The sequence below is a fragment of the Pseudomonas sp. TWR2-1-1 genome (assembly GCF_049897045.1).
Lineage (GTDB): Bacteria > Pseudomonadota > Gammaproteobacteria > Pseudomonadales > Pseudomonadaceae > Aquipseudomonas > Aquipseudomonas versuta.
Window position 1 is genome coordinate 963,017 of sequence record NZ_JAFCVM010000001.1, and the last position, 25,552, is coordinate 988,568.

At 58.2% G+C, this 25,552-nt stretch carries 23 protein-coding genes; 13 read left to right on the plus strand and 10 right to left on the minus strand.

Translation table 11 applies throughout. The annotated features are described in order from the left end of the window. Positions 1-82 precede the first annotated feature (82 nt). The 5 genes from ACP7BO_RS04635 to ACP7BO_RS04655 all read right to left on the minus strand — a co-directional run bounded on the left by ACP7BO_RS04635 (position 83) and on the right by ACP7BO_RS04655 (position 4,466). The gene (locus ACP7BO_RS04635; protein ID WP_397456067.1) at positions 83-1,414 is read right to left on the minus strand and encodes a deoxyguanosinetriphosphate triphosphohydrolase; all 1,332 of its coding nucleotides are present in this window, start codon (positions 1,412-1,414) and stop codon (positions 83-85) included. Positions 1,415-1,556: 142 nt separating this feature from the next. Continuing rightward, positions 1,557-1,898 carry a hypothetical protein gene (locus ACP7BO_RS04640; RefSeq protein WP_060691198.1) on the minus strand — a complete coding sequence of 114 codons (342 nt, stop codon included), beginning with the start codon at positions 1,896-1,898 and terminating at the stop codon, positions 1,557-1,559. Next, complete coding sequence (locus ACP7BO_RS04645; protein ID WP_060691199.1) at positions 1,895-2,272, minus strand: phage holin family protein; 378 nt, start codon at positions 2,270-2,272, stop codon at positions 1,895-1,897. Before ACP7BO_RS04645 ends, ACP7BO_RS04640 begins: the two co-directional genes overlap by 4 nt. A 1-nt stretch (position 2,273) precedes the next feature. Next, on the minus strand, positions 2,274-2,588 hold the full coding sequence (locus ACP7BO_RS04650) for a DUF883 family protein (RefSeq protein WP_003446596.1): 315 nt from the start codon (positions 2,586-2,588) through the stop codon (positions 2,274-2,276). 141 nt (positions 2,589-2,729) lie between these two features. Continuing rightward, the gene (locus ACP7BO_RS04655) at positions 2,730-4,466 is read right to left on the minus strand and encodes a cation:proton antiporter (protein WP_426208827.1); all 1,737 of its coding nucleotides are present in this window, start codon (positions 4,464-4,466) and stop codon (positions 2,730-2,732) included. Positions 4,467-4,738: 272 nt separating this feature from the next. Here ACP7BO_RS04655 and ACP7BO_RS04660 point away from each other — a divergent pair, with 272 nt between their 5' ends. Beyond that, a complete protein-coding gene (locus ACP7BO_RS04660) occupies positions 4,739-4,975 on the plus strand; it encodes a glutaredoxin family protein (protein WP_397456069.1) in 237 nt (78 codons plus the stop codon). Between the two features lie 57 nt (positions 4,976-5,032). Continuing rightward, positions 5,033-5,923, plus strand: a complete 891-nt coding sequence (locus ACP7BO_RS04665) for a pseudouridine synthase (protein WP_397456070.1) — start codon at positions 5,033-5,035, stop codon at positions 5,921-5,923. Between the two features lie 65 nt (positions 5,924-5,988). Here ACP7BO_RS04665 and ACP7BO_RS04670 read toward each other — a convergent pair whose 3' ends face one another. Both ACP7BO_RS04670 and mobA read right to left on the minus strand, forming a co-directional pair. Beyond that, a complete protein-coding gene (locus ACP7BO_RS04670) occupies positions 5,989-6,210 on the minus strand; it encodes a YgdI/YgdR family lipoprotein (RefSeq protein ID WP_003446602.1) in 222 nt (73 codons plus the stop codon). Between the two features lie 106 nt (positions 6,211-6,316). Next, positions 6,317-6,886 carry a molybdenum cofactor guanylyltransferase MobA gene (gene mobA / locus ACP7BO_RS04675; RefSeq protein WP_426208830.1) on the minus strand — a complete coding sequence of 190 codons (570 nt, stop codon included), beginning with the start codon at positions 6,884-6,886 and terminating at the stop codon, positions 6,317-6,319. Positions 6,887-6,965: 79 nt separating this feature from the next. On the opposite strand from mobA, the gene moaB reads away from it, so the two are divergent. Beyond that, on the plus strand, positions 6,966-7,505 hold the full coding sequence (moaB, locus tag ACP7BO_RS04680; RefSeq protein WP_397456072.1) for a molybdenum cofactor biosynthesis protein B: 540 nt from the start codon (positions 6,966-6,968) through the stop codon (positions 7,503-7,505). Next, positions 7,489-8,715: a gephyrin-like molybdotransferase Glp gene (glp, locus tag ACP7BO_RS04685; protein WP_426208831.1), complete on the plus strand. Its 1,227-nt coding sequence runs from the start codon at positions 7,489-7,491 to the stop codon at positions 8,713-8,715. Before moaB ends, glp begins: the two co-directional genes overlap by 17 nt. Before the next feature lie 152 nt (positions 8,716-8,867). On the opposite strand, the gene ACP7BO_RS04690 is transcribed toward glp, so the two are convergent. Beyond that, positions 8,868-10,316, minus strand: coding sequence for a mannose-1-phosphate guanylyltransferase/mannose-6-phosphate isomerase (locus ACP7BO_RS04690; protein WP_426208833.1), 1,449 nt, complete (start codon positions 10,314-10,316; stop codon positions 8,868-8,870). 182 nt (positions 10,317-10,498) lie between these two features. On the opposite strand from ACP7BO_RS04690, the gene yegS reads away from it, so the two are divergent. From yegS to ACP7BO_RS04705, 3 genes are all read left to right on the plus strand, one after another. Then, positions 10,499-11,428 (plus strand): lipid kinase YegS, encoded by a 930-nt coding sequence (gene yegS, locus ACP7BO_RS04695; protein WP_397456075.1) that lies wholly within the window; start codon positions 10,499-10,501, stop codon positions 11,426-11,428. Positions 11,429-11,510: 82 nt separating this feature from the next. Further along, positions 11,511-12,446 carry a chemotaxis protein CheV gene (locus ACP7BO_RS04700; protein WP_397456076.1) on the plus strand — a complete coding sequence of 312 codons (936 nt, stop codon included), beginning with the start codon at positions 11,511-11,513 and terminating at the stop codon, positions 12,444-12,446. A 64-nt stretch (positions 12,447-12,510) separates the two neighbouring features. Then, positions 12,511-13,317, plus strand: a complete 807-nt coding sequence (locus ACP7BO_RS04705; protein WP_426208836.1) for an MOSC domain-containing protein — start codon at positions 12,511-12,513, stop codon at positions 13,315-13,317. Positions 13,318-13,387: 70 nt separating this feature from the next. On the opposite strand, the gene ACP7BO_RS04710 is transcribed toward ACP7BO_RS04705, so the two are convergent. Beyond that, positions 13,388-15,316 (minus strand): transglycosylase SLT domain-containing protein, encoded by a 1,929-nt coding sequence (locus ACP7BO_RS04710; protein WP_426208838.1) that lies wholly within the window; start codon positions 15,314-15,316, stop codon positions 13,388-13,390. A gap of 214 nt (positions 15,317-15,530) precedes the next feature. On the opposite strand from ACP7BO_RS04710, the gene ACP7BO_RS04715 reads away from it, so the two are divergent. Next, complete coding sequence (locus ACP7BO_RS04715) at positions 15,531-17,447, plus strand: ATP-binding cassette domain-containing protein (protein WP_060696864.1); 1,917 nt, start codon at positions 15,531-15,533, stop codon at positions 17,445-17,447. A 68-nt stretch (positions 17,448-17,515) separates the two neighbouring features. On the opposite strand, the gene ACP7BO_RS04720 is transcribed toward ACP7BO_RS04715, so the two are convergent. Continuing rightward, positions 17,516-17,968 carry a universal stress protein gene (locus ACP7BO_RS04720; RefSeq protein WP_426208841.1) on the minus strand — a complete coding sequence of 151 codons (453 nt, stop codon included), beginning with the start codon at positions 17,966-17,968 and terminating at the stop codon, positions 17,516-17,518. A gap of 105 nt (positions 17,969-18,073) precedes the next feature. Between ACP7BO_RS04720 and ACP7BO_RS04725 the strand changes: the two genes are divergently transcribed. The 5 genes from ACP7BO_RS04725 to topA all read left to right on the plus strand — a co-directional run bounded on the left by ACP7BO_RS04725 (position 18,074) and on the right by topA (position 25,269). Then, on the plus strand, positions 18,074-18,511 hold the full coding sequence (locus ACP7BO_RS04725; protein ID WP_060691211.1) for a hypothetical protein: 438 nt from the start codon (positions 18,074-18,076) through the stop codon (positions 18,509-18,511). A gap of 342 nt (positions 18,512-18,853) precedes the next feature. After that, entirely contained in the window at positions 18,854-21,001 is a 2,148-nt protein-coding gene (gene fadB / locus ACP7BO_RS04730; protein ID WP_060691212.1) for a fatty acid oxidation complex subunit alpha FadB, read from the plus strand. A 27-nt stretch (positions 21,002-21,028) separates the two neighbouring features. Continuing rightward, on the plus strand, positions 21,029-22,204 hold the full coding sequence (gene fadA, locus ACP7BO_RS04735; RefSeq protein ID WP_060691213.1) for an acetyl-CoA C-acyltransferase FadA: 1,176 nt from the start codon (positions 21,029-21,031) through the stop codon (positions 22,202-22,204). 86 nt (positions 22,205-22,290) lie between these two features. After that, positions 22,291-22,527, plus strand: a complete 237-nt coding sequence (locus ACP7BO_RS04740) for a DUF1653 domain-containing protein (protein WP_397456081.1) — start codon at positions 22,291-22,293, stop codon at positions 22,525-22,527. 114 nt (positions 22,528-22,641) lie between these two features. Further along, the gene (gene topA, locus ACP7BO_RS04745) at positions 22,642-25,269 is read left to right on the plus strand and encodes a type I DNA topoisomerase (protein WP_426208844.1); all 2,628 of its coding nucleotides are present in this window, start codon (positions 22,642-22,644) and stop codon (positions 25,267-25,269) included. The last annotated feature ends 283 nt before the right edge of the window (positions 25,270-25,552 follow it).

Sequence of the window (25,552 nt, forward strand, 5' to 3'; positions counted from 1 at the left end):
TGGATAGCGAAACAGGTTTTATTAAGCACTGTGCGGCTCTCAAACTCGGCTTGCCTGCCCTTTTTACAAGGGCAGGCATTGGTCAGATGTGGCTTGAACGACCGGTCATTTCTCTTGCCATCTCAGTGGCATAGCTATCGGTCATCCCCGCGATAAAGTCGATGATCCGCATAAACGCACGATGTAACGGCCATTGCGGGTCGGGAGCGTTGTTGCCCAACAAATCGAGGATACGACGACTTTTAAAAGAGGGTGTCCGGCCGCCATGCTGTTCCAGTGCCGCGCCACAAAAGGCATTCAACAGAATCTCGAGTGTGGTGTAGGCGCCGATTTCGTGCAGGGTTTTACGTTTGTCCTGGAAGATCTTTTTGCGCGCCATGTCTTTGGCATCCAGTACGCAGCGCTTGGCCGGACCGTGCATATGCTCCACCAGATCACCTGGCAGGGTGCCTGCCAACAGTTGCTCCTGCTGCTCGACAAAGGCCAGTGCGGCTGCGTTGGTCAGGTGCTCAATGGCCTTGCCACGCAGGATCGCCAGCTTGCGCCGTTGAGAGTCTTTGGGGCCGAGCAGGCGATAGGTTTCTGGCAAGTCATCGCCCACCAGACCCAATAGCAGTGATTCCACTTCGTCATACTGCAGAAGATCCATCTCAAGGCCATCTTCAAGGTCGATCAAGGCATAGCAAATGTCATCGGCTGCTTCCATCAGATAGACCAGTGGGTGCCGTGCCCAGCGCTGGTCCTCCATTTGTGGCAAACCGAGCTTGTGGGCGATATTTTCGAGCAGATGCAGTTCACTTTGGTAGCAGCCGAACTTGTGCTTCTTGTAGCCCAAGGCGTCCGCATGGCGTGCGGTCCACGGGTATTTGAGAAAGGTGCCCAGAGTGGCGTAGGTCAGGCGGGTACCACCATCGAACTGGTGGTATTCAAGCTGGGTCAGCACCCTGAAACCTTGGGCATTGCCTTCAAAATTCAGGAAGTCATTGCGCTCGGCGTCACTCATGTCATCGAGCCAGCCCCGGTCTGCGGCCTGCCGGAACCAGTTGCGGATGGCATCTTCACCCGAGTGCCCAAAAGGCGGGTTGCCTATGTCATGGGCCAGGCAGGCGGACTGTACCACCATGCCCAGATCGGCCGGGTCGCACCATTCGGGGAGGGCGCTGCGGATCGTTTCACCGACGCGCATGCCCAGCGAGCGCCCCACGCAACTGACTTCCAGGGAGTGGGTAAGCCGGGTATGGATATGGTCGTTACTATTGACCGGGTGGACCTGGGTTTTGCGGCCCAGGCGGCGGAATGCGCCCGAGAAGATAATCCGGTCATGGTCCTTGTGAAAAGGGCTGCGTCCGAGTTCTTCGGGGCTGTGGTGAGGTTTTCCGAGGCGTTCGCGGTTAAGCAGGGTTTGCCAATCCAAGGCGCAGTGCTCCGTCAGTGACTGATGCCTCAGCTTCTCGCTTCAGACAGGATGGCGCAAGCCGCAGATGGTTCTACGCATGTCCGGGGCCATACAGTTGCAGGAGCGAAACAAGCTCGCTCCTGCGAGGACACCGCGCCCCTCAAGGCTTGCGCGAGGCAGCCTGGATGACCATCTTGATCAGAGGCAACAAGCCTGTGGTCAAGCCGATCCAGCGTGATGTTCCATCACTGCCTTTGCTTTTTGCACTTCTGCCCGTCAGAAAGCCGAGCACGCTGACAAGCCCCACGGCCCACAGCGACCCGTGCTTTATCCCCAGGTTTTCTTGCCAGTTGCTGGCCATGCCGCGTACTTTTTGCAGCGGTTGCAGCAGCTGTTGCGATTCATGACGAATCTCCTGGCGGTGCATTTCCATGCGCAGACGGATCAACAGTTTGCGCATCTCGCGCCGTGAGGCGTTTTGTGGCATTTCAGGATGGCTCATGGCATCAATCGCTCGCGGTCTTTGGCCAGCTCTTCCAGCGTGGCGTTGAAAGGAGAAGACTCATCGAACACGGCCGCTTTAAGGCGCACGCCGCAGAACACCGCCGCCAGCGCATAAAACACACAGAGCCCGATAATGCCGCTCAGGCGATAACTGTCCCAGAGCAATATCAAGACCAGCGCCGACAGCCCGATCAGCAGCAACAGACCGAACACCAGTGCCAGCCCGGCAAATAACAACAGGCTGACCGTGCGCGCTTTCTGCTCTTGCAGTTCGATGCCCAGCAACTCGACATGGCTATGCAACAGGCCCAGAACCGCGGCACCCAGGCGCCGCGGTGTGGAACGGGAGGAGCCGGATTCTTCAGTTGTCATATCAGCGCCGGGTGGCCAGCAGGCCAATCAAAAAGCCTACGCCCGCCGCGATGCCAACGGACTGCCAGGGGTTGGACTGGACATAATCTTCGGTGGCCACTACGGCAGCCTGGCCACGCTCCTGTAACGATTCCTTGGTATCAGCCAGGGATTCGCGGGCCTTGAGCAGGCTGTCCTGGATTTTGGCGCGCACTTCCTCAGCGCCATCGCCGGCCAGAGTCGCAGAGTGCTCCAGCAATCTTTCTGTGTCGTTGACCAAGGCCTGGAAATCGGCCAACAGGATTTCTTGAGCATTCTTTGCTTTTATGCGGGCCATGAGTAACTCCGTTAGTGGCTTGTTGATGGTTCGAGTGTAGGCATTCGGTGAAGGTTCACTGCTTTTCTCTGACACCTTGTGGGATTGCCCAACGTAAATGTCAGAGATTTCCCACTGAGCGATTTAAAACCTTACCTCAATTTATTCATCTTCGCGGGGGAAACCCGAAGCTTCCCGTGGGTCTGTGCTTTCGAAGCAGCCTTCAAGCAAGTGATAACGGTTGTGCCGCACTTCATCCACCCGGCGCTGTACGGCTTTTTCTGACAGCCCAAGCATGATCAGGGCATGGGAGGCGAGCATCAGACTCGACTCCAGCAGTTCAGGTACCACTTCTGTCGCCCCCGCAGCCTTGAGCTCAGCGAGCTTACTGTCGTCGCGGGTTCTGACCAGAATGGGCACTTCGAGGGTAATGAGCCGGGCCTCCTCGAGCACGCTCATGGCCACGTCCGTGTTATCCACCGCGATCACCAGCAGGCGAGCCCGGTCCAGGCCGATTGCGCGTAGCAAATCACCCCGGCGGGCATCGCCGTAGTGCACGCTGCTGTCTCCTTTGGCCGCCTCCTGAATCCGGTCCGGATCGTAGTCAAGAGCCACGAAGTGTTTGTTCTCGCTGCGCAGAAAACGCCCGATGGACTGGCCAACACGACCGTAACCGCACATCACCACATGGCCATGCAACTCGGCACTTTGTGCGGCGATTTCTTCCAGCTCGGCTTCTTCATTAGGTTTGCGGTGCAGGGCTGCGGCAATTTTAGGTGCCGCCCGCAGCAGCAGGGGGGTTAACAGCATCGAACAGAAAGTGGCCGCCAGCAGATAGGCAGCAATATCGGGCGGGATCAGCGAGTTGAGTTGCATTTGTGCCATCAGGGCGAAGCAGAATTCACCGCCCTGGGCCAGCGCCAGGCCACTGCGCCAGGCCGTTTCGCCATCGCTGCTGCGCAGCTTGACCAGGGTTGCGACGACTGCGCCCTTGATCAGCATCAAGGCCAGGGTCAGGCCCAGAATCAGCAAGCCGTCGTGAACGAACAATTGCAGATCGATCAGCATGCCGATACTGACGAAAAACAACCCCAGCAAGATGTCGCGAAATGGCCGGATGTCGGCTTCTATCTGGTGCCGGTAGTGGCTTTCGCCCAGCAGCATGCCTGCCAGGAAGGCGCCCAGTGCTGGCGACAAACCGAGCAGGTGGGTTAGCCAGGCGGTCAGTAATACGATCACCAGTGCCAGCAGCACGAACAGCTCGGCCGATCGGGAGGCGGCCACTTCATGAAACAGTCGCGGCAGCACGAAGCGGCTGGCAAACAGCAGGCCAACAAACAAAATAACGGTCTTACCCAAGGTGACCGGCAATGCCCAATACCAGGCCTGATCGCTGCTGCCGGCAAACACCGGTACCAACGTCAGCAACAGCACCGCGACCACGTCTTGAAACAGCAATACGCCTATGGCGTTTTGCCCGTGGCGACTGAAAATTTCGCCCAGGCTGGTCAGTTCCTTGCTCACGATGGCCGTGGATGACAGAGAGAGGCCTGCGCCCAGCAAAAATGCGGTGCTGGCGCTCATCCCGAACGCATACAACAAACCACCGAGGACGACCGTGCTCAGCAGTACTTGCAGGCTGCCCAGACCAAACACCACGTGACGCAGCTTGAGCATTTTGGGCAGAGAGAACTCCAGGCCCAGCGAGAACAGCAAAAACACCACCCCCAACTCTGCCAGGTCAGGCAGGTCCGGGCTGTCATTGACCCAGTCCAGCGCCGTCGGGCCAACTAGCAGGCCGACACATAAATAGCCCAGTACCGGGGGTAATTGCAGGCGCCGAAACAGCGCGATCACTACCAGGGAGGAGGCAAGGATGATTAACAAATTGGCGAACACGAAAGTCTTCCTTGTCAGTTCGAGTAAAAAAGTCGCGAGCATCCAGCAAACTGCAAGTGCGGGCGCTGATGTGCATCATGCTTTGTTGTCAGTCCACAGATAGCGCGGGGTGCTTTGCCGGCACAGGTCCAGCGTAGTCGCAAGCAAGGGGGGCGATTGTATTCTTCTTGCTCGCAGGGATTCGCGCGGGAATGCAAGGGCGCTTCCAGGCACCTCGACGTCTCTGGGCAAGGCTCTTAAAATGGACGCTTATTTAATCAAGGTCATTAATTATGCCTCCCGAATGTCAATTGTTCGGCACCCTGGGCTGCCACTTGTGTGAATTGGCCGAGGCAGAGTTAATGCCTTTGGTCGAGCATGGACTGTTGGTCGAGCTGGTCGATATTGCTGAAAGTGAGGCGATGTTCGAGGCCTACGGTTTACGCATTCCGGTGCTGCGTCGGGTCGATACCGGCGAAGAGCTGGACTGGCCGTTCGATGCAGCCCAAGTGGTAAATTTTCTCCAATAGCCCTGGGCAGGTGCTCTGCGCGATAATCACCGGCTGCATTTATCGTCCGAGTTATCTATGTCGACCCAGCCTTTCAACGCCGCCGAGCACCAAGCCAGCACTTTGTACCTGCCTCCCGGTGCCTGGATTACGGTGCTCGATTGCTTGTGCGAGCACTTTCGCGCCATCAGCCGCGAGCAATGGCTTGATCGCATCGCTCGTGGCCGGGTGCTGGACGCTGACGGCGCGCCGATCAGTGCGCAGTTGCGGTACAAGGAAGGCCTGCGCATTCACTATTTTCGCGAAGTGCCCAATGAGGCGCCAATCCCGGTGCAGGAAACCATTCTCTATGCCGATGAACATTTGGTGGTGGCGGACAAACCGCATTTTCTGCCGGTGACGCCTGCGGGTGAGTACGTTGAGCAAACCTTGCTCAGGCGCTTGATTCGCACGCTGGATAACCCGCATCTGGTCCCGCTGCATCGCATCGACCGGCATACGGCTGGCCTGGTGTTGTTCTCGGCCAATCCAGAGAGTCGTGCCGCGTATCAGTCGTTATTTCCTACGCGCAAGATCGAAAAACGCTACGAAGCCATTGCACGAGCCTTACCTGACCTTGATCTGCCGCTTGTGCACAAAAGCCGTCTGGTTGCGGGCGAGCCGTTTTTCCGCATGCAAGAAGGCCCCGGTGCCAGCAATACCGAAACCCGGGTCGAAGTGTGTGAGAAAAACGCTGATTTGTGGCGGTATGCGCTGTATCCGGTTACGGGCAAGAAGCACCAGCTACGGGTACACATGGCGGCTCTGGGGGCGGGTATCTGCAATGACCCGTTCTACCCCGACGTGATCAAGGATGCGCTTGATGACTATGCCAACCCGCTGAAGCTGCTGGCCCATAGCTTGCGCTTCGCTGACCCGTTGACGGGGCAGGAGCGCTACTTTGAAAGCCGGATACATCTGGACTGGTAATCGCCATCGGTCTGCTCCACAAACAACAAAACCCGCACCAGGCGGGTTTTGTTTTGATGCGAGGCTTACAACTCTTTAACGGTACGAATCTGGTCTTTGTTGATGCGGGTTTCTTTACCGTCCAATTGTTTGAACTGGTAGAAGCCTGAATCTTCATCGTACTTTGGCGTGTCGATTGCCTGGATTTCACGACCGTCGTTGAGTGTGATCACTGTTGGCGAAGCGCAGCCAGCAAGGGCGGCCATGCCAGCAGCGAGCATAAGAGCGGCGAGAGTCCGATGAGTCATTGTGGTTCTCCAACAAATTAAAGTGCTGTTATAGATCTATCTGTCCCTGAGACGTATACAACGTCCGCAAGTTCCCTGGCTAGGGGCACAAGTGCAGCATGCCCGGTCAATCCAGTAGGTCAGGGGTGTTGAAATTGCTCAGCCGGGGGTCATTCTCTGCGCATTGCCAGGCACGGGCATTGAGCTGGAGCATGATTTTACGCGGGCTGCGCTCACCCGCGAGCCATGCCTGCTCGAAAGCCTCAGTCAGTGCCGTCGGGATCACGCAGAACAAAGGCTCCCAGTGTTCGCCGTGGCGCACCATTAACGGCTGCTGCGGGTGTTGGCCGGCGGCGTTGAGCAGGTCGCAGAGCAGGTCGCGGTCGACCTTGGGTGCATCGCACGGCAACACCAGCAGGTGCGAGTGCCGGGCAACAGCCAGACCGGCCAGGATACCTGCCAAAGGCCCGGCGAAATCATCGTTGCCATCACTGACCAGTTGGTCTGCATAGCCGGCATATAGCTCGCGGTTGCGATTGCACGAAATGATCAAGTCATCGCTCAGAGGTCGCGCCACGCGCTGGACATGAGCGATCAGCGGCTGGCCCCGCCACATGATCAACCCTTTGTCTTGCCCGCCCATGCGCTGGCCGCGCCCGCCTGCCAGCAACAGGATGGAGCATTGGAACTCGCTCATGTATGGACTCCACGCAACCAGGCAAAAGAAGGGCTGTGATATAACACCGGGCTGTTTCTCCTACAACTGGACCTCGTCTATGAAAGCCAAGGTTGATGCACCTTTCGTACCTCTGAACATCGCTGTTCTGACTGTCAGTGATACCCGTACTCTCGAAACCGATACTTCGGGGCAGGTCTTTGTCGACCGCCTGAGCGAAGCCGGGCATCAACTGGCAGCACGGGTGCTGCTCAAGGATGACCTGTATAAAATCCGTGCCCAGGTCGCGACCTGGATTGCCGACGACAGCGTGCAAGTGGTGCTGATTACCGGGGGCACCGGTTTTACTGCCCGTGACAGCACACCAGAAGCGGTGAGCTGTCTGCTGGACAAACAGGTCGATGGATTTGGTGAGTTGTTCCGTCAGATCTCGGTAGCCGATATCGGCACCTCGACCGTGCAGTCGCGGGCCCTGGCCGGGCTGGCCAACGGCACGCTGGTGTGTTGCCTGCCGGGCTCGACCAACGCAGTGCGCACCGGTTGGGACGGAATTCTGGCCGAGCAGCTGGACTCACGTCACCGCCCTTGTAACTTCGTTGCTCATTTAAAGCAGGCACCGGCCTGTGAAACCCGTGGATAAGCCGGGTCGCACCGGCGAGTTGATGCCCGTCGAGATCGCCCTGGCGCGATTGCTGGCGTTGGCTGAAGCAGCTCCGATTCGCGACACTGAATCGCTGCCGTTGGCGGCCTGCGAAGGCCGGGTGCTGGCTCAGGACCTGATATCGACGCTCGATCTGCCGCCATGGCCCAACAGCGCCATGGACGGTTACGCGCTGAACCTGGCCGACTGGTCAGGCATGCCGCTGCCAGTCAGCCAGCGCATTTTTGCCGGTCAGGCCCCCGAACCTTTGGCGGCGGGTACCTGTGCGCGAATCTTCACCGGCGCCCCCGTACCCGCAGGCGCCGATTGCGTCGAAATGCAGGAAAACGCTCAGGTGCAGGCTGATGGCCGGGTAGTTTTCACTGAAGCTCTGCATGCGGGTCAGAATATTCGCCCTCAAGGGCAGGAAACCACCGTTGGTGAGACCGTGCTTGCCGCGGGCACCCGTTTGGGCCCGATCGAACAGGGGCTGGCGGCGTCTTTAGGCTGCGCCGCGTTGCCCGTGATCAGGCGGGTCAGGGTTGCGGTGTTATCCACCGGCGATGAACTGATCGAGCCGGGCCAGGCATTGGGGCCGGGGCAAATCTACAACAGCAACCGCGTATTGCTGTGCAGCTGGCTGACACGCCTGGGGTGTGAGGTGGTCGATGCGGGGATCTTGCCCGATGACTTGCCGGCAACCCGTCAGCGCCTGGCAGAGCTGGGCGCGGTGGACCTGATTCTGTCCACCGGTGGCGTCTCCGTTGGCGAGGCTGACTTCCTGGGTATTGCGTTGCGCGAAGAGGGTGAACTGGCCTTGTGGAAGCTGGCAATCAAGCCGGGGAAGCCTCTGACCTGCGGGCATTTTCGGGGTGTACCGGTGATTGGCCTGCCGGGCAATCCGGCGTCGACCCTGGTGACCTTTGCACTGCTGGCCCGGCCTTACATATTGCGCCGCCAGGGCGTGCAAGCCGTCGAGCCGTTAAAGTTTCAGGTGCCGGCCGGGTTCGTCTGGCCCAAGCCGGGTAATCGCCGCGAGTACCTGCGTGGCCGGTTGGAGCAGGGGCGGGCGGTGATCTACAAAAACCAGAGTTCGGGGGTGTTGCGCAGTGCTGCATGGGCCGAAGGGCTGGTGGAAGTGCTCGAAGGGCGGACCTTGGTTGAAGGTGACCTGGCAGGCTTTATCCCCTTAAGCGAAGTGCTGGGTTAAATCCCCGAAGACCTGCAGGAGCGAGCTTTTTGCCGAGCCCATATTGATTAGTGAGTGAGCTCGGCATTCTTGACAGGCTCGCGAGCAAGCTCGCTCCTACAGGGTTATGTGTTGGATGTTGCAGAGCCCGTGTGGCTTGTCAGTAAGAGCAGCTACCGCCCCACAGGTACTCGGCCATAAATATCGCTCAAGCGCACGATGTCGTCTTCCCCCACATACTCGCCGCTTTGCACCTCGATCATTACCAGATCAACCGACCCGGGATTGACCAGGCGGTGAGCCCTGCCAGGTTTGATAAAGGTCGATTCGTTGGTGTTGAGCTCAAACTGGCGGTCGCCATTGGTCACCTGCGCGATGCCGCTCACCACAATCCAGTGCTCGCTGCGCTGGCGGTGCATTTGCAAGGACAGCGCGCCTTGGGGCTTGACCACGATACGTTTGATTTTGAGCCCCGGCCCCTCTTCGAGCACCGTATAAGTGCCCCACGGCCTTGTGACTGTACGGTGCAGGCGATAGGCATCGTGGCCCTTCAGCTTGAGCGCCTGGGCGATGTATTTAACATCCTGGCTACGCTTGGCATCGGCGACCAGCAGCGCATCGGGGGTGTCAATGATGATCAGGTCATTGAGCCCGACCCCGCCGACCAGACGTTTGGGGGCGTTGATGTAGCAGTTATGCACATCGTGCAGCACGTTTTCACCATTGCACTGGTTGCCGTTGGCATCTGCCGGGCTCAGTTCGCGCACCGCCTGCCATGAGCCAATATCGCTCCAGCCCAATTGACAGGGAACCACGGCCACTTTCTTGCAATGCTCCATCAGCCCGTAGTCGATGGAAATATCGGGCGCCAGAGCGAAGGTCCGGCTGTCCAGCTCAAGGTGAAGTTCCTGTTTACCCTGAAACACCTGGCTGTGTTCAAGGCAGTCAGAAACGGCCTCCAGTACCCGTGGTGCGTGCTCTTTGAGTTCACGCAGGATGCTGTCGACCCGCATGCAAAACATGCCGCTGTTCCACAGGTGCCGGCCAGCGTCCAGATAGTGTTGGGCCGTTATGGCATCGGGCTTCTCAACAAATTGCGCTACCTGGAATCCGTCGCTGTTCAGCGCCGGGCCTTTCTCTATGTAGCCAAAACCGGTTTCAGCCCTGGTCGGCCGGATGCCGAACGTCACCAGCCAGCCCTGGTCGGCCAATCGCCGTGCGCTGTCGACGGCAGCGGCAAAGGCCGTCATGTCGGTGATCAGGTGATCGGCCGGCAGCACCAGCAGTTGCGCATCCTCACCGTAGCGTCGGGCCACGTGCAAAGCGGCGGCGGCAATGGCGGGTGCGGTGTTGCGTCCTGCCGGTTCAAGGATGAAGTCCAGCGCTACGCCGCCATCGTTGAGCGGGCGATAGTCATCAAGGGTGCGGAAAAATACCTCGCGACTGGTCACCGTCAGCAAGCGGTTTACGTTTGCCAGGCCGACTGCACGCTGGAAGGTTTTTTGCAGCAGGCTATCGCCGTCGGGCAGGCACATGAAAGGCTTGGGCATGGACTCACGTGACACTGGCCAAAGCCGGGTGCCAGCGCCTCCGGCGATGATGCAGGGAATGAGTGTGCTCATTCAGAAAGCCTCTGGCGTCAATGGGCTGCTTTGGGGCGGTGGAGTTTGACCGGTTCTGCGCGATTGATCGACCGATTGACGACAACAGGGGCGCTATCAGGCAAATAAGTCGTGGACGTATGGGCTTTTTTGGTTTGGCTGCTGTCCAAAAAACCAGACCGCTTTTGTCGAGGGATATAGAGATGAGTGCAGGTAAGGCATTTTTGATTTTGCACGGTAAGCAAGCGCTCAACGAAGACGTACGGGCTGCGGTGGAGCAACGGCGTGCCATGGGCTGGGAACTGACAGTACGCCTCACATGGGAGGCCGGGGATGCCCAGCGGCTTGTGCGCGAGGCGCTGGAGGCGGGCTATAGCCAGATCATTGCGGGCGGTGGCGATGGCACCTTGCGCGATATTTGCGAGGCTCTGGCGTTGGCCGATACCGAAGCCGGCCTGGTGCTGTTGCCGCTGGGCACGGCCAATGACTTTGCCCGGGCCGCCGGTGTCCCGCTGGAGCCCGATCAAGCCATGGCCTTGCTGGACGTGCCAGCACGCGCCATTGATCTGGGGGAAGTGGGCGGGCAGATGTTCTTGAACATGGCCACGGGTGGTTTTGGCAGCCAGGTCACGGCCAATACATCGGAAGACTTGAAAAAGGTGCTGGGCGGTGCGGCCTATCTGTTTACCGGGCTTACGCGTTTCAGTGAGTTGCACGCCGCTTATGCAGAGCTGCAAGGGCCGGACTTTCACTGGAAGGGTAATTTGCTGGCGCTGGGGATTGGTAACGGTCGTCAGGCCGGTGGCGGGCAAGAGCTGTGCCCGCAGGCTCTGGTCGATGACGGTTTGCTGGACATCAGCATTTTGCCTGCGCCCCAGGAAGTGGTTGGCACCCTCAAAGAGTTGATGGCCGGTGGCTGGAGCCTGGATAACCTGTTTGTCCGGGCCCGTTTGCCGTGGATTGAGATCAAGGCGGCCGAGGGTCTTTCAATGAATCTTGATGGCGAGCCACTGGAGGGTGATGCCATGCGCTTCGAAGTTCGCAAGGGCGCGTTGCGGGTCCATTTGCCAGAAAACTCTCCACTGCTCAGCTCTTCGACGCAAAGCCACTCGCCCCGACTCCTGGAAGGATGACAGCAGCAGCTTCGAGCAATAAAGAATCACCCCGGCCGGCCGATAACTCCAGGCATTAAGCCCTTACGCCCAGGAGTTATTTATGGCCGGCATTCTCGACACGGTAGATCAGCGAACCCAGCTAGTGGGTGAAAACCGGCTGGAACTTCTCATGTTTCGTCTGGCGGGTCGGCAACTGTTCGCGATCAACGTGTTCAAGGTGCAAGAAGTCCTGCAACTGCCCAAGTTGACCCTGATGCCGCACCGTCACCGTCACGTATGCGGAGTGGTTAACCTGCGCGGCAAAACCCTGCCGGTGATCGATCTGTCACAGGCGATTGGCATGCGGCCTGTGGTGCCGGGGCCCGACAGTACGATTATCGTCACCGAGTACAACCGTTCGATCCAGGCGTTTCTGGTGGGCAGCGTGGATCGCATCGTCAACATGAACTGGGAGGCTATTTTGCCGCCGCCGGGCAGTGCCGGGCGCCAGCATTACCTGACCGCGATCAGTAAAGTCGATGAACAGCTGGTCGAGATCATCGACGTGGAAAAAGTCCTGGCCGAAATCGTGCCGTACAGCGCCAAAGTCTCGCGCGAAAAGCTTGAGGATCCGCTGCTCGAACAGGCCCGTGGTCGTGAAGTCCTGCTGGTGGACGACTCGAGCGTGGCGGTGTCCCAGTTGCGTGAAACGCTGTCGCAGCTGGGGGTCAAAATGCATGTGGCCAGTGACGGTCTCAAGGCCCTGAATATGCTCAAGGCGTGGGCGGACACAGGCCAGGTCATGACTGACAAGTTACTGATGATTTTTACCGATGCCGAAATGCCGGAAATGGACGGTTATCGCCTGACCACCGAGATTCGTAACGACCCGCGCTTGCGCAGCCTTTACGTGGTGTTGCATACCTCGTTGTCGGGCAGCTTCAACGAGTCGATGGTGAAGAAGGTCGGCTGCGACAATTTCCTTTCCAAATTTCAGCCGGACAAGCTGGTGGACGTCGTTCGCCAGCGTTTGATGCTGGATCAAGTGCCGGCTTAACTGCGGGCAAGCAAGGTTTTTTTATTCGTATACTGTGGCCTTTTCACTCCTTCGAGGCAGGCCCATGTTGCGTCTAAGTGCGCTTTATCGTTTTCCGCTGAAATCCGCCAAAGGTGAAAGCTTGTCCCGGGCCGGTCTGGACAAGCTGGGCCTGGTGGGTGATCGACGCTGGATGCTGGTGGATGAAGCGAGCGGCAGGTTCCTGACGCAGCGTGCGGACCCTCAAATGAGCCAGCTTTCAGCACTGTGGAACGCCACCGGCGGTTTGACCCTGAGCGCCCAGGGCTTTGACCCGCTGGACGTGAAGGTGCCGGATGCCGAGTCCAATCTGCGGGGTGTCACCATCTGGCGCGACACACTGCGCGTACCGGATGCGGGCGATGCCGCCGCTCATTGGTTGAGCCGTTTTGTCGACAAGCCGGTACGGCTGGTGCATGTTCCGCTGGAGCGTGCGCGTACCACTGAAGCGGGCTATGGCCGTGATGACGACAAAGTGGCGTTTGCCGATGGCTACCCGTTATTGCTGATTGGTCAGGCGTCGCTGGACGATCTGTCTGGCAAAGTCGGGCGTGAACTGGACATGCTGCGCTTTCGGCCAAACCTGGTGGTTGAGGGCAGCGAAGCCTTTGCCGAAGATGGCTGGAAGCGCATCCGTATTGGTGATACCGAGTTGCGAGTGGTCAAGTCCTGCTCGCGTTGCATCCTGACCACAGTGGATCCGCACACCGGTGTGCGTGATGAACAGCGCGAGCCACTGGCCACCCTGATGACCTATCGCAAGCAAGCAGAAGGGACGATGTTCGGCCAGAACCTGGTGAACGAGGGTGAGGGTGTGCTGGAAGTGGGCATGCCGGTGACGATTCTGGAGTAAACCCTGAACCTGTAGGAGCGAGCTTTTAACAGCTCGCGAGCAAGCTCGCTCCTACAGGAAATGGGTGTGTTTACTGGTCGTCAAAATAACGTTCGTGCCAGTCCACCAGCGGCTGCGGTACGTTCAGTTTTTGGCCGTAGATCACCGAATATGACAGAACGTTCTGCACGTACTGGCGTGTTTCGTCGAACGGGATGCTTTCGATCCACACGTCAAAGCCCAGGTGGTTTGCACCTTTGAGCCATTGGCGAACACGACCGGGGCCTGCGTTGTAGGCTGCAGAAGCCAGTACCCGGTTACCGTTGAACTGGCCGTGTACCTGACTCAGGTAGGCAGCACCCAGCTGGATATTCGTATCCGGGTTCAGCACTTGCTGCGGTGAGGCCAGCGGGATGCTGAATTTGCGTGCGGTTTCTTTGGCGGTGGCCGGCATCAACTGCATCAGGCCGCTGGCGCCAACGCCTGAGCGGGCGTCATCCATAAACGCGCTTTCCTGGCGGGTAATGGCGAATACCCAGCTCGAATGCAATCCGCGAACCTTGGCCTCGCGCACCAGCGTGTCGCGGTGTGCCATCGGGAAGCGGACATCCAGGTCGTCCCAATACTGCGCTTGCGCCATGGTGCGGATGGCCGGGAAATACCATTTCAGGTCGTAGGCCAGTTTGGCTTGAGCGACCATTTCGTCGCGGCTGAACAAGCGGCTGACGTAGTACCACTCCCGTCGTCCGTCGACGATCTGTCCGCGATCATGGAACTCCAGGGCGCGCTGCACCCCAGGGGTGTTGCGCACCTTGCTGATCAGTTGCGGGCTGAGCATCAGCGGCTTGTTATTGAGTTGATATGGGGTCTGAGCCCGGTCGGCGGCCAGAAAGCCATAGAAGTCCCGTTCGTTGGCGACTTTCTTGAACAGCACCAGCGATTGCGGGTTTTTCGGCTCGGCCAGCTCCAGGCTGCGGGCTTGCCAGTAACGCCAGCGGCTGGTGGTTGCCAGGTCTTGGGGCAGTTTTGTGGTCAGCTGGTAGGCGTCTTCCCAGCGTGCCAGGCGCAACAGCAGGCGCAAGCGCCACTCCGTGACCGTGTTGTCCCGTAGTTCCGGGTCGTATTTGGTCATGATGTCCAGGCCGCGACTGTCGTAGCGACGGGCAAACGTCAGGCCGATTTCCCGGGCAATGGCGACTTTTTCGTCACGCGAAAAATGCATGTTGGTGGCATAGGTGTCGAGCAGGGAGGCGGCTTTTTCCGGGTCCTGGCGTGCCAGGCGGCGCAGGCCAAGGCCCACGGCGTCAGACATGGCCTCGCTGGCCGGGGAGAAGCGTGATGGCTGGCTGAGCATGTCGGGCTTCTGGGCCACATCAATCATCAGCTTGGCTTGTGGGCCCAAGGTGTTGAGGCCGTTGGTCAGGCTGGTGGCCAGACCATAGTTGCGGGCTTCTGCTGCCAGCTTGACCCGCTGCCAGCGTTTTTGCTCGGTCAACTGTCCTTCGGCGGCCCACTGGCTGAACAGCGCGTCACAGGCTGCGGGCTGAGCCTTGCCGACCATCCACAGTTTTTCAGCGCTGGCATAGCCTTCGGCCTTGAGGTTGTGGTTGAGCTGATACTGGCCATTGAGGCAGTCGAGTTCGGTGAAGTTGAGCTTGGGGTCGTAATACTTTGCAAAAGTCGCCCAGTCGCCACGCTCGGCCAGCCAGCGCAACCAGCGTAGTTTCATCCAGTTGGCCTGGGGCAGGTCGCCGTGCTCGGCCAGAAACTGCTCGATTTCAGGGTTGCTGGCGGACTTCAGACGTGCGGTCAGCTCGTCATAGGCCAGGTAAGGGGTCAGCGGATAAGTACGCAGCGCAGCGGCATTTTGGAAGTAAGGGCCGGAATCGCCCTTGGCCAGCGCGCGCTTGGCATCGTCGTACAGCTGGCGTTGTTGAGTAAGGTCTGCAGCGTGGGCGGCTTGCACGGCACAGGTAGTGAGAAGCAGGCAGGATAAAAAGTTGAAAAGACGACTGCGCATGAGGCTTCCGTACAAATGAATAACTCGACAAGCGCAGGGCAACCCGCGCTGATTGTGCCGTAGCTTAGCCTTTTGCCAGCGCCCCGTGAAAGCCTTGCCAGCCAACCGGTGCTACTTGGCACTAAATGAAGGGAAGACGGGGGCGTAGATGAAATACCCGGCCGCCCAAGGGCGCAAATCAGGTAGAATGCGCGCCCAGTTTTTGGAGAAGCTCATGACCCTGCTCAAATTCAGCGATGTGTCCCTTGCTTTCGGCTCTATGCCGTTGTTGGACAAGGTGTCCTGGCAGATCGCCCGTGGAGAGCGGGTGTGCATCATCGGCCGCAACGGCACCGGAAAGTCCAGCATGATGAAGCTGGTAAAAGGTGATCAAAAACCCGATGACGGCTCTGTTTGGCGCGCGCCCGGCCTCAAGATTGGCGAATTGCCGCAAGAGTTGCCTGCGGCCGACGAACGGACCGTGTTCGACGTGGTTGCCGAAGGTCTGGACGGTGTAGGTGAGCTGCTCGCGCAGTATCACCACCTGAGCCAGAACATCGTTACCGATGCTGACCTGGACAAGCTGATGCACGTCCAGCAAGACCTCGAAGCCCGTGATGGCTGGCGCTTGCAGCAATTGGTAGACAGCACCCTGAGCCGTCTGCAGCTGCCGGCTGACAAAACCCTGGCCGAGTTGTCCGGCGGCTGGCGTCGTCGCGTCCTGCTGGCACAGGCTCTGGTTTCCGAACCGGACCTGCTGCTGCTCGACGAACCGACCAACCACCTGGACATCGGCGCCATTGCCTGGCTCGAAGAGGCCTTGATGGGCTTCCAGGGCGCTGTTCTGTTTATCACGCACGACCGTTCTTTCCTGCAAAATCTGGCCACCCGGATTCTGGAACTGGACCGTGGCGGCCTGATCGACTGGAACGGTGACTACGCCAGCTTCCTGGTGCACAAAGAAGCCACCCTGGCCGCGGAAGAAACGGCTAACGCCCTGTTCGACAAGCGTCTGGCCCAGGAAGAAGTGTGGATTCGCCAGGGCATCAAGGCACGCCGCACCCGTAACGAAGGCCGTGTTCGTGCCCTCAAAGAGTTGCGCGTAGAGCGCAGCGAGCGTCGCGAGCGTACCGGCAAAGCCAACATCCAGCTGGATACGGCAGACAAGTCCGGCAAGCAAGTGATGGTGCTGGAAAACGTCAGCTTTGCTCACCCGGGCGGTCCGTTCCTGCTCAAGGACTTCTCGATGGTGCTGCAACGCGGCGACCGTATCGGTCTGCTGGGTGCCAACGGTACCGGTAAAACCACGCTGCTGAAGCTGATGCTGGGCGGTCTGGTGCCTACCGAGGGTACGGTTGAAGAGGGCACGCGCATTGACGTGGCGTACTTCGACCAACTGCGTCACCAACTGGACCTGGAAAAAACCGTGATCGATAACGTGGCCGAAGGCCGCGACTTTATCGACATCGACGGTCAGAGCCGCCACGTTCTCAGCTATCTGGGAGACTTCCTGTTCAGCCCTCAGCGTGCCCGCACGCCGGTCAAGGCGCTGTCAGGTGGTGAGCGTGCACGTCTGTTGCTGGCCAAGCTGTTCAGCAAGCCGGCTAACTTGCTGGTGCTCGATGAGCCGACCAACGACCTGGACGTTGAAACCCTGGAGCTGCTTGAAGAGGTATTGCTGACCTTCAAAGGCACCGTGCTAATGGTCAGTCACGACCGGGCATTCCTCGACAACGTAGTCACCAGCACTCTGGTTTTCCAGGGTGAAGGCAAGGTACGTGAATACGTCGGTGGCTATCAGGACTGGCTGCGTCAGGGCGGTTCGCCGCGCCTGCTGGGCGTTACCGAGAGCAAATCGGGCAAGGCTGACTTGGCCTCGGCAGTGGTCACCGCTGAGCCGGCTGCGGCCGCCGCGGCGCCTGCACCGGCAGCGAAAAAGAAGCTGAGCTACAAGCTGCAGCGCGAGCTGGAAGCGTTGCCAGGCGATATTGATGCGAAAGAGCAGGCCATTGCCGCCGTTGAAGCCGAAATGGCTGATGCGGGCTTCTATCAGCTGCCAGCCGCTAAAACGGCTGAAGTGATCGCCAGGCTTGAGAAGTTGCAGGCCGAACTGGAGCAACTGGTTGAGCGCTGGGCTGAGCTGGATGCCTGATTGAGCACCTGCTGAACTGAAAAAGCCCGGCCCTTTTTACAAAGGGGCCGGGCTTTTTTGCTGTTGGCTTACTCGGGTTTTTTCAGGCTGACTGCCAGTACGTCGCACGGAGCGCCATGCAGCACGTCGTTGGCAGTGGAGCCCAACAACAGGGCCAGGCCGTGACGGCCATGGCTGCCGACCACGATCAAATCACAGTCATGCTCTTTGGCGAAGCCGTGGATTTCCTGGCGCGGCTGGCCGTAGGCGAGCTTGCAGTTGTCTTTGGACAGTTGCGGGTAAATGTCGATCAGGCGATCAAGTCGTTCCTTGGCTTGATCAAACTGCTGTTGTTGCAGTTGCGACAGGTCCATTGGAACATCGCCGCCAAATGCCATGGCCATCGGCTCAACGATGTGGATCAGTGACAGTTTGGCTCCGTTGGCCTCGGCGCTCGCGCTGGCGCGATAGATCACAGGGTCGCACTCTTCGGTCAGATCGACGGCAACCAGGATGTGTGAGTAGGGCTTTGGCGTGGACATGTGTGGCGCTCCTGTAAATGGTGAACTGTTATGAGTATGGCCCTTTTGTAGAGCCTTGGTTCAAGTACGGGTCAACTCGTTTATTCAGGTAATGAGAGTACAGATATGACGGTATGGATAGTGGTGTCAATCCTGGCGCTGGTTCTGAGCCCCCTGGCATGGTTGCGGCCTTCGCGTAGCCAGAGTGGCCGGATGGGCTTGCGCATGGAGGCTCGGCGCATGGGCCTGGCCATGCAACTGGCCCCCCAGGAGTGGCCGCATTGGCTTGAGCCGGAACCGCCCACCTCGTGTGCGCAATACCACCGCCCGCGACGCAGTACTAAGCCTGATGTGTGGTGCTATTGGCAATCCGCGCCGGGAAAATGGCTCAATCGGTGGCAGGAAGAATGCGTGGATGAGCGTTTGCTGACGCAGTTTAAAAAACTGCCGGCCAACGTCTACAAGGTTGAGGCCGATGCGCAAATGATCGTGCTGGTGTGGGGCGAAAGGGGCGAGGCTGAGGTGCTGAAGAGCATTGATGAAGTGCTCAAGGCGCTGGCCTAGCTCTTGTAGGAGCGAGCTTGCCTCGCGATGCAGGCACCGCGTTTTGCTTGAAACATCGCGGTGATGCAATCGCGGGGAAAGCCCGCTCCTGCAGGGCCGTTTTGTCATCATTGTTTTGGACAATTGACAATTGTTGGCTTTTCCGTGAAGGTGTCGACACCCAAATCAAACGGGCGTATGAATTGAGCGTTTGTCTTCTTGGACGACGCTCACAGAACCCCGACTATCGCGTTGGCGGGTGTGCCTGGCGGATTGGCATCAGCATTGACGCAAAGGTCAATGACAGCCAGACGCTAGCGTCCGACGTGTACTGTTCAGCTTCCATATCGTGGAGATCAGTTGATGATTTACGAAGGTAAAGCCATCACGGTTACGGCTCTTGAAAGTGGCATCGTCGAACTCAAGTTCGATCTCAAGGGTGAGTCCGTCAACAAGTTCAACCGTCTAACCCTGAACGAATTGCGTCAGGCAGTGGATGCGATCAAGGCAGATGCTTCGGTCAAGGGTGTCATTGTTTCCAGCGGCAAAGACGTGTTTATCGTCGGCGCAGACATCACCGAATTCGTCGAAAATTTCAAGTTGCCGGATGCCGAGCTGATCGCGGGTAACCTCGAAGCCAACAAAATCTTCAGTGCTTTCGAAGACCTCGACGTGCCTACCGTTGCGGCCATCAATGGCATCGCGTTGGGCGGCGGTCTGGAAATGTGCCTGGCAGCGGATTTCCGCGTCATGGCCGACAGCGCCAAAATCGGCCTGCCGGAAGTCAAACTGGGCATCTATCCCGGTTTCGGCGGCACCGTCCGTTTGCCACGTCTGATCGGTGTTGATAACGCTGTTGAATGGATTGCCTCCGGTAAAGAAAACCGCGCCGAAGACGCCCTGAAAGTCGGCGCCGTTGATGCTGTTGTAACCGCTGACAAGCTGGGCACGGCTGCACTGGACCTGATCAAGCGCGCCATCAGTGGCGAGCTGGATTACAAGGCCAAGCGCCAGCCAAAGCTTGAAAAACTCAAGCTGAACGCAATTGAACAAATGATGGCTTTCGAAACCGCCAAAGGTTTCGTGGCCGGCCAGGCGGGTCCGAACTATCCGGCCCCGGTTGAAGCGATTAAAACTATCCAGAAAGCCGCGAACTTCGGTCGTGACAAGGCGCTGGAAGTTGAAGCGGCAGGTTTTGCCAAGCTTGCAAAAACATCGGCTTCGCAATGCCTGATCGGGCTGTTCCTGAACGATCAGGAACTGAAGAAAAAAGCCAAGGCCTACGACAAGATCGCCAAAGACGTGAAGCAGGCTGCCGTACTCGGCGCGGGCATCATGGGTGGCGGTATTGCCTATCAGTCGGCGTCCAAAGGCACGCCTATCCTGATGAAAGACATCAACGAACACGGCATCGAGCAAGGTCTGGCAGAAGCCGCCAAGCTGCTGGTCGGTCGCGTTGATAAAGGTCGCATGACCCCGGCGAAAATGGCTGAGGTGCTCAACGGTATTCGCCCGACTCTGTCTTACGGTGATTTTGGCAACGTCGACCTGGTGGTCGAAGCCGTTGTCGAGAACCCTAAGGTCAAGCAGGCAGTTCTGGCCGAGGTGGAAAACCACGTGCGCGAAGATGCCATTCTGGCGTCCAACACTTCGACTATCTCCATCAGTTTGTTGGCCAAGGCCCTCAAGCGTCCGGAGAACTTTGTCGGCATGCACTTCTTCAACCCGGTGCACATGATGCCGCTGGTTGAAGTGATCCGTGGCGAGAAGTCCAGCGACCTGGCAGTAGCAACCACCGTTGCCTACGCCAAGAAAATGGGCAAAAACCCGATCGTGGTCAACGACTGCCCGGGCTTTTTGGTCAACCGCGTACTGTTCCCGTACTTCGGCGGTTTTGCCAAGCTGGTCAGCGCCGGTGTCGACTTTGTGCGCATCGACAAAGTGATGGAAAAATTCGGCTGGCCGATGGGCCCTGCCTACCTGATGGACGTGGTCGGTATCGATACCGGTCACCACGGCCGTGACGTGATGGCTGAAGGCTTCCCGGATCGTATGAAAGACGATCGCCGTTCGGCGATTGACGCTCTGTACGAAGCCAAGCGTCTGGGTCAGAAGAACGGCAAGGGCTTCTACGCCTACGAAGAAGACAAGCGCGGCAAGCAGAAGAAAGTCGTTGATTCCAGCGTGCTTGAAGTGCTCAAGCCGATTGTCTACGAGCAACGCGAAGTGACCGACGAAGACATCATCAACTGGATGATGATCCCGCTGTGTCTGGAAACCGTGCGCTGCCTGGAAGACGGCATCGTTGAAACCGCAGCCGAGGCCGATATGGGCCTGGTATACGGCATTGGCTTCCCGCTGTTCCGTGGCGGCGCATTGCGCTACATCGACTCGATCGGTGTTGCACAGTTCGTGGCCCTGGCTGATCAGTACGCTGAACTGGGCGCGCTGTACCACCCGACTGCGAAGCTGCGCGAGATGGCCAAAAACGGTCAGAGCTTCTTCGGTTAAGCGCCCCATTAGAGTGAGAGTGAAATTATGAGCTTGAATCCTAGAGACGTGGTGATTGTTGACTTCGGTCGCACCCCGATGGGCCGCTCCAAGGGTGGCATGCACCGCAACACCCGTGCTGAAGACATGTCTGCGCACCTGATCAGCAAAGTGCTGGAGCGCAACAACAAGGTTGACCCGAACGAAGTGGAAGACGTGATCTGGGGCTGTGTAAACCAGACCCTGGAGCAGGGCTGGAACATCGCGCGCATGGCGTCGCTGATGACCCAGATCCCTCATACCTCGGCCGCGCAAACCGTGAGCCGCCTGTGCGGTTCGTCCATGAGCGCCCTGCACACTGCTGCGCAAGCAATCATGACCGGTAACGGTGACGTTTTCGTGGTGGGTGGCGTCGAGCATATGGGTCACGTAAGCATGATGCACGGCGTTGATCCTAACCCGCACATGTCGCTGTACGCGGCCAAAGCCTCGGGCATGATGGGTCTGACCGCTGAAATGCTGGGCAAGATGCACGGCATCACCCGCGAGCAGCAGGATGCTTTCGCCGTGCGTTCTCATCAGTTGGCCCACAAGGCGACCATTGAAGGCAAGTTCAAGGACGAAATAATCCCTATGCAGGGTTATGACGAAAATGGCTTCCTGAAAATGTTCGACTATGACGAGACCATTCGTCCGGAAACCACCCTGGAAAGCCTCGCGGCGTTGAAGCCTGCCTTCAACCCTAAAGGCGGGACCGTGACGGCGGGCACGTCATCGCAGATCACCGACGGTGCATCGTGCATGATCGTGATGTCGGCACAGCGTGCAAAAGACCTGGGTCTTGAACCGCTGGCGGTGATTCGTTCGATGGCAGTTGCCGGTGTGGATCCTGCGATCATGGGCTATGGTCCAGTACCGGCGACGCAAAAAGCACTGAAGCGCGCGGGCTTGAATATGGCCGATATCGACTTCATTGAGCTCAACGAAGCTTTCGCCGCACAGGCCCTGCCAGTGCTGAAAGATCTGAAAGTGCTCGACAAGATGAATGAGAAGGTTAACCTGCACGGCGGTGCCATCGCCTTGGGCCATCCATTTGGATGCTCGGGTGCTCGTATCTCCGGCACTTTGCTCAATGTGATGAAGCAAAATGGCGGCACTTTCGGGTTGTCCACCATGTGCATTGGTCTTGGCCAGGGCATTGCCACTGTCTTCGAACGCGTTTAAAGCGTTGCGTTGATGGAAGCCGGGGCCATGTGCCCCGGTTTTTGTTTTTTGGGTGTTTTGAATTTTTTTCTTTTAGGGAGCGCAACATGTCGGTACAACTTGGGCTCTATCAGCACTATAAAGGCCCGCAATATCGGGTGTTCAATGTGGCGCGTCACTCTGAGACCGAAGAGGAAGTCGTGTTTTACCAGGCCTTGCATGGTGAATTCGGCTATTGGGTCCGTCCGCTGCAGATGTTCATTGAAACGGTCGAATATGAGGGCAAAACAGTCCCTCGTTTCGCACTGGTAAAGGCTGAGCCAAGCATTTTCCCCAAGCCATAAGGCAAGGTCGCGCAGAACCCTGTGCTTGACCTCACCTTGTAGCCACTATATATAGCGGTGCCGCGTCAGGCGCGAACCGCCTTTCACTTCTAGAATTCAGGAATTTTCTGATCCATGGGCAAATCGCTGGTCATTGTGGAATCCCCGGCTAAGGCCAAGACCATCAACAAGTACTTGGGTAACGAGTACGTGGTGAAGTCGAGTATCGGCCATATCCGAGACCTGCCCACCAGCGGTTCGGCTAGCGCCACCAAAGAACCTGCTGCCAAGCGCGGCAAGGCTGCTGCTGGTGAGGTGCCGGCCCTGTCGCCCAAAGAGAAAGCTCAAAAGCAGCTGATCTCGCGCATGGGTGTCGATCCGGAACATGGCTGGAAAGCCAAGTACGAGATCCTCCCGGGCAAGGAAAAGGTCATCGAAGAGCTGCGCCGGCTCGCCAAGGATGCTGACACCATCTATCTCGCAACCGACTTGGATCGCGAGGGGGAAGCTATTGCCTGGCACCTGCGCGAAGCCATCGGTGGTGATGACAGCCGCTACAAGCGCGTGGTGTTCAACGAAATCACCAAGAAGGCGATTCAGGAAGCCTTCTCCAAGCCGGGCGAGCTGGACATCAACCGTGTCAACGCTCAGCAGGCGCGTCGTTTCCTCGACCGCGTGGTGGGCTACATGGTTTCGCCACTGCTGTGGGCGAAAATCGCCCGTGGCCTGTCGGCCGGTCGTGTGCAATCGGTAGCCGTTAAGCTGGTGGTCGAGCGTGAGCGTGAAATTCGTGCGTTCAACCCCGAAGAGTACTGGGAAATCCACGCAGACCTTGGCACTGCCAAGGGTGCGAAAGTGCGCTTCGACGTTGCCCGTGAAAAGGGCGAAGCCTTCAAGCCGCTGAACGAAACTCAGGCCATGGCGGCGCTGGAGAAGCTAAAAGCCTCCAACTACACCATCTCCAAGCGTGAAGACAAGCCGACCAGCAGCAAGCCTTCTGCACCCTTCATTACCTCCACCCTGCAACAGGCCGCGAGCAATCGCCTGGGCTTCGGGGTGAAGAAAACCATGATGATGGCCCAGCGTTTGTACGAAGCCGGCTACATCACGTATATGCGTACCGACTCCACCAACCTCTCGGCTGACGCGGTTGAAATGGCGCGCAACTACATCGAGGGTGAGTTCGGTGCGTCCTACCTGCCGCCTGCACCTAACGTGTACAGCAGCAAGGAAGGCGCTCAGGAGGCTCACGAAGCAATTCGTCCTTCTGACGTTAATACCGATCCAAGCAAGCTGTCGGGCATGGAACGTGACGCTGAGCGGCTCTACGAGCTGATCTGGCGCCAGTTTGTTGCTTGCCAGATGCTGCCGGCCAAATACCTGTCAACCACCGTCAGCGTCGCTGCCGGTGACTTTGAGCTGCGCGCCAAGGGCCGCATCCTGAAGTTCGACGGCTATACCCGGGTCATGCCGCAAATTGCCAAGCCGGGCGACGACGACGTGCTGCCGGACATGGCGCAGGGCGACGTGCTGAAATTGATCGAACTCGATCCTAGCCAGCACTTCACCAAGCCACCTGCGCGTTACTCCGAAGCCAGTCTGGTTAAAGAGATGGAAAAACGCGGTATCGGTCGTCCCTCAACCTACGCTGCGATCATCGGCACCATTCAGGACCGTGGTTACGTGGCGCTGCATAACCGCCGCTTCTACTCCGAAAAAATGGGCGACATCGTTACTGAGCGTTTGTCCGAGAGCTTCTCTGACCTGATGGACTACGGCTTTACCGCCGGTATGGAAGAGAATCTCGATGATGTGGCGCACGGTGAGCGCGACTGGAAAAACGTGCTGGACGAGTTCTACGGCGACTTCAAAAAGAAACTTGAAGTAGCGGCTGCACCGGAAGGCGGGATGCGTGCCAACCAGCCGGTAATGACCGACATTCCGTGCAAGGAATGCGGGCGTCCGATGCAGATACGTACTGCGTCGACCGGTGTGTTCCTGGGTTGCTCGGGCTATAGCCTGCCTCCTAAAGAGCGCTGCAAGGCTACGGTTAATCTCGTACCCGGCGACGAAATTGCTGCCGACGACGAGGGTGAGTCCGAATCGCTGGTCCTGCTGGGCAAGCACCGTTGCCCGATTTGCAGCACCGCGATGGATGCTTACCTGCTGGATGAGAAGCACAAGCTGCATATCTGCGGTAACAACCCGGATTGCACGGGCTACGAAATTGAAGAGGGCAGCTACCGCATCAAGGGCTACGAAGGGCCGAGCCTGGAGTGTGACAAGTGCGGTAGCGAGATGCAGCTCAAGACCGGTCGCTTCGGCAAGTTCTTCGGTTGCACCAACGCTGAATGCAAGAACACCCGTAAATTGCTGAAAAGTGGTGAGGCTGCGCCGCCGAAAATGGATCCGGTGAAAATGCCGGAGCTCAAATGCGATAAGGTCAACGACACGTATATCTTGCGTGACGGTGCTTCGGGGTTGTTCCTGGCGGCCAGTCAGTTCCCGAAAAACCGCGAGACCCGTGCGCCGCTGGTGATCGAAATTGTTCCGCACAAAGACGAGATCGATCCCAAGTATCACTTCCTGTGTGAGGCGCCGAAAAAAGACCCGGATGGTCGTCCTGCGGTAATTCGCTACAGTCGCAAGACCAAAGAGCAGTACGTGCAGACTGAAGTTGAGGGCAAACCAACCGGCTGGCGTGCTTTCTACGACGGCAAGAGCTGGAAAGTTGAAGACAAGCGTAAAGAGAAAGATGCTTGATTTAGCGTGACGGCTTAACAAAAAAACCGCGCAAGGGCTGCATGCCTTGCGCGGTTTTTTTGTGATTGTCCTGTACTGGCCTATGTAGCAGTTGCCGCAGGCTAGGTCCGGTTGCGAAGCAATCGTAAATCCTGCGAGCGGGGGGGCTCCTGTTTTACGACGACTGCGTCGCAGGACGTAGCCTGCGGCAACTGCTACAAATAGGAGGGCCCAGCTTTTGGCGCTTGCACCTGCCGCCCCTGATCCCTGAGACTGCTCAGCTGCACTTGTCTAATTCGCTGTG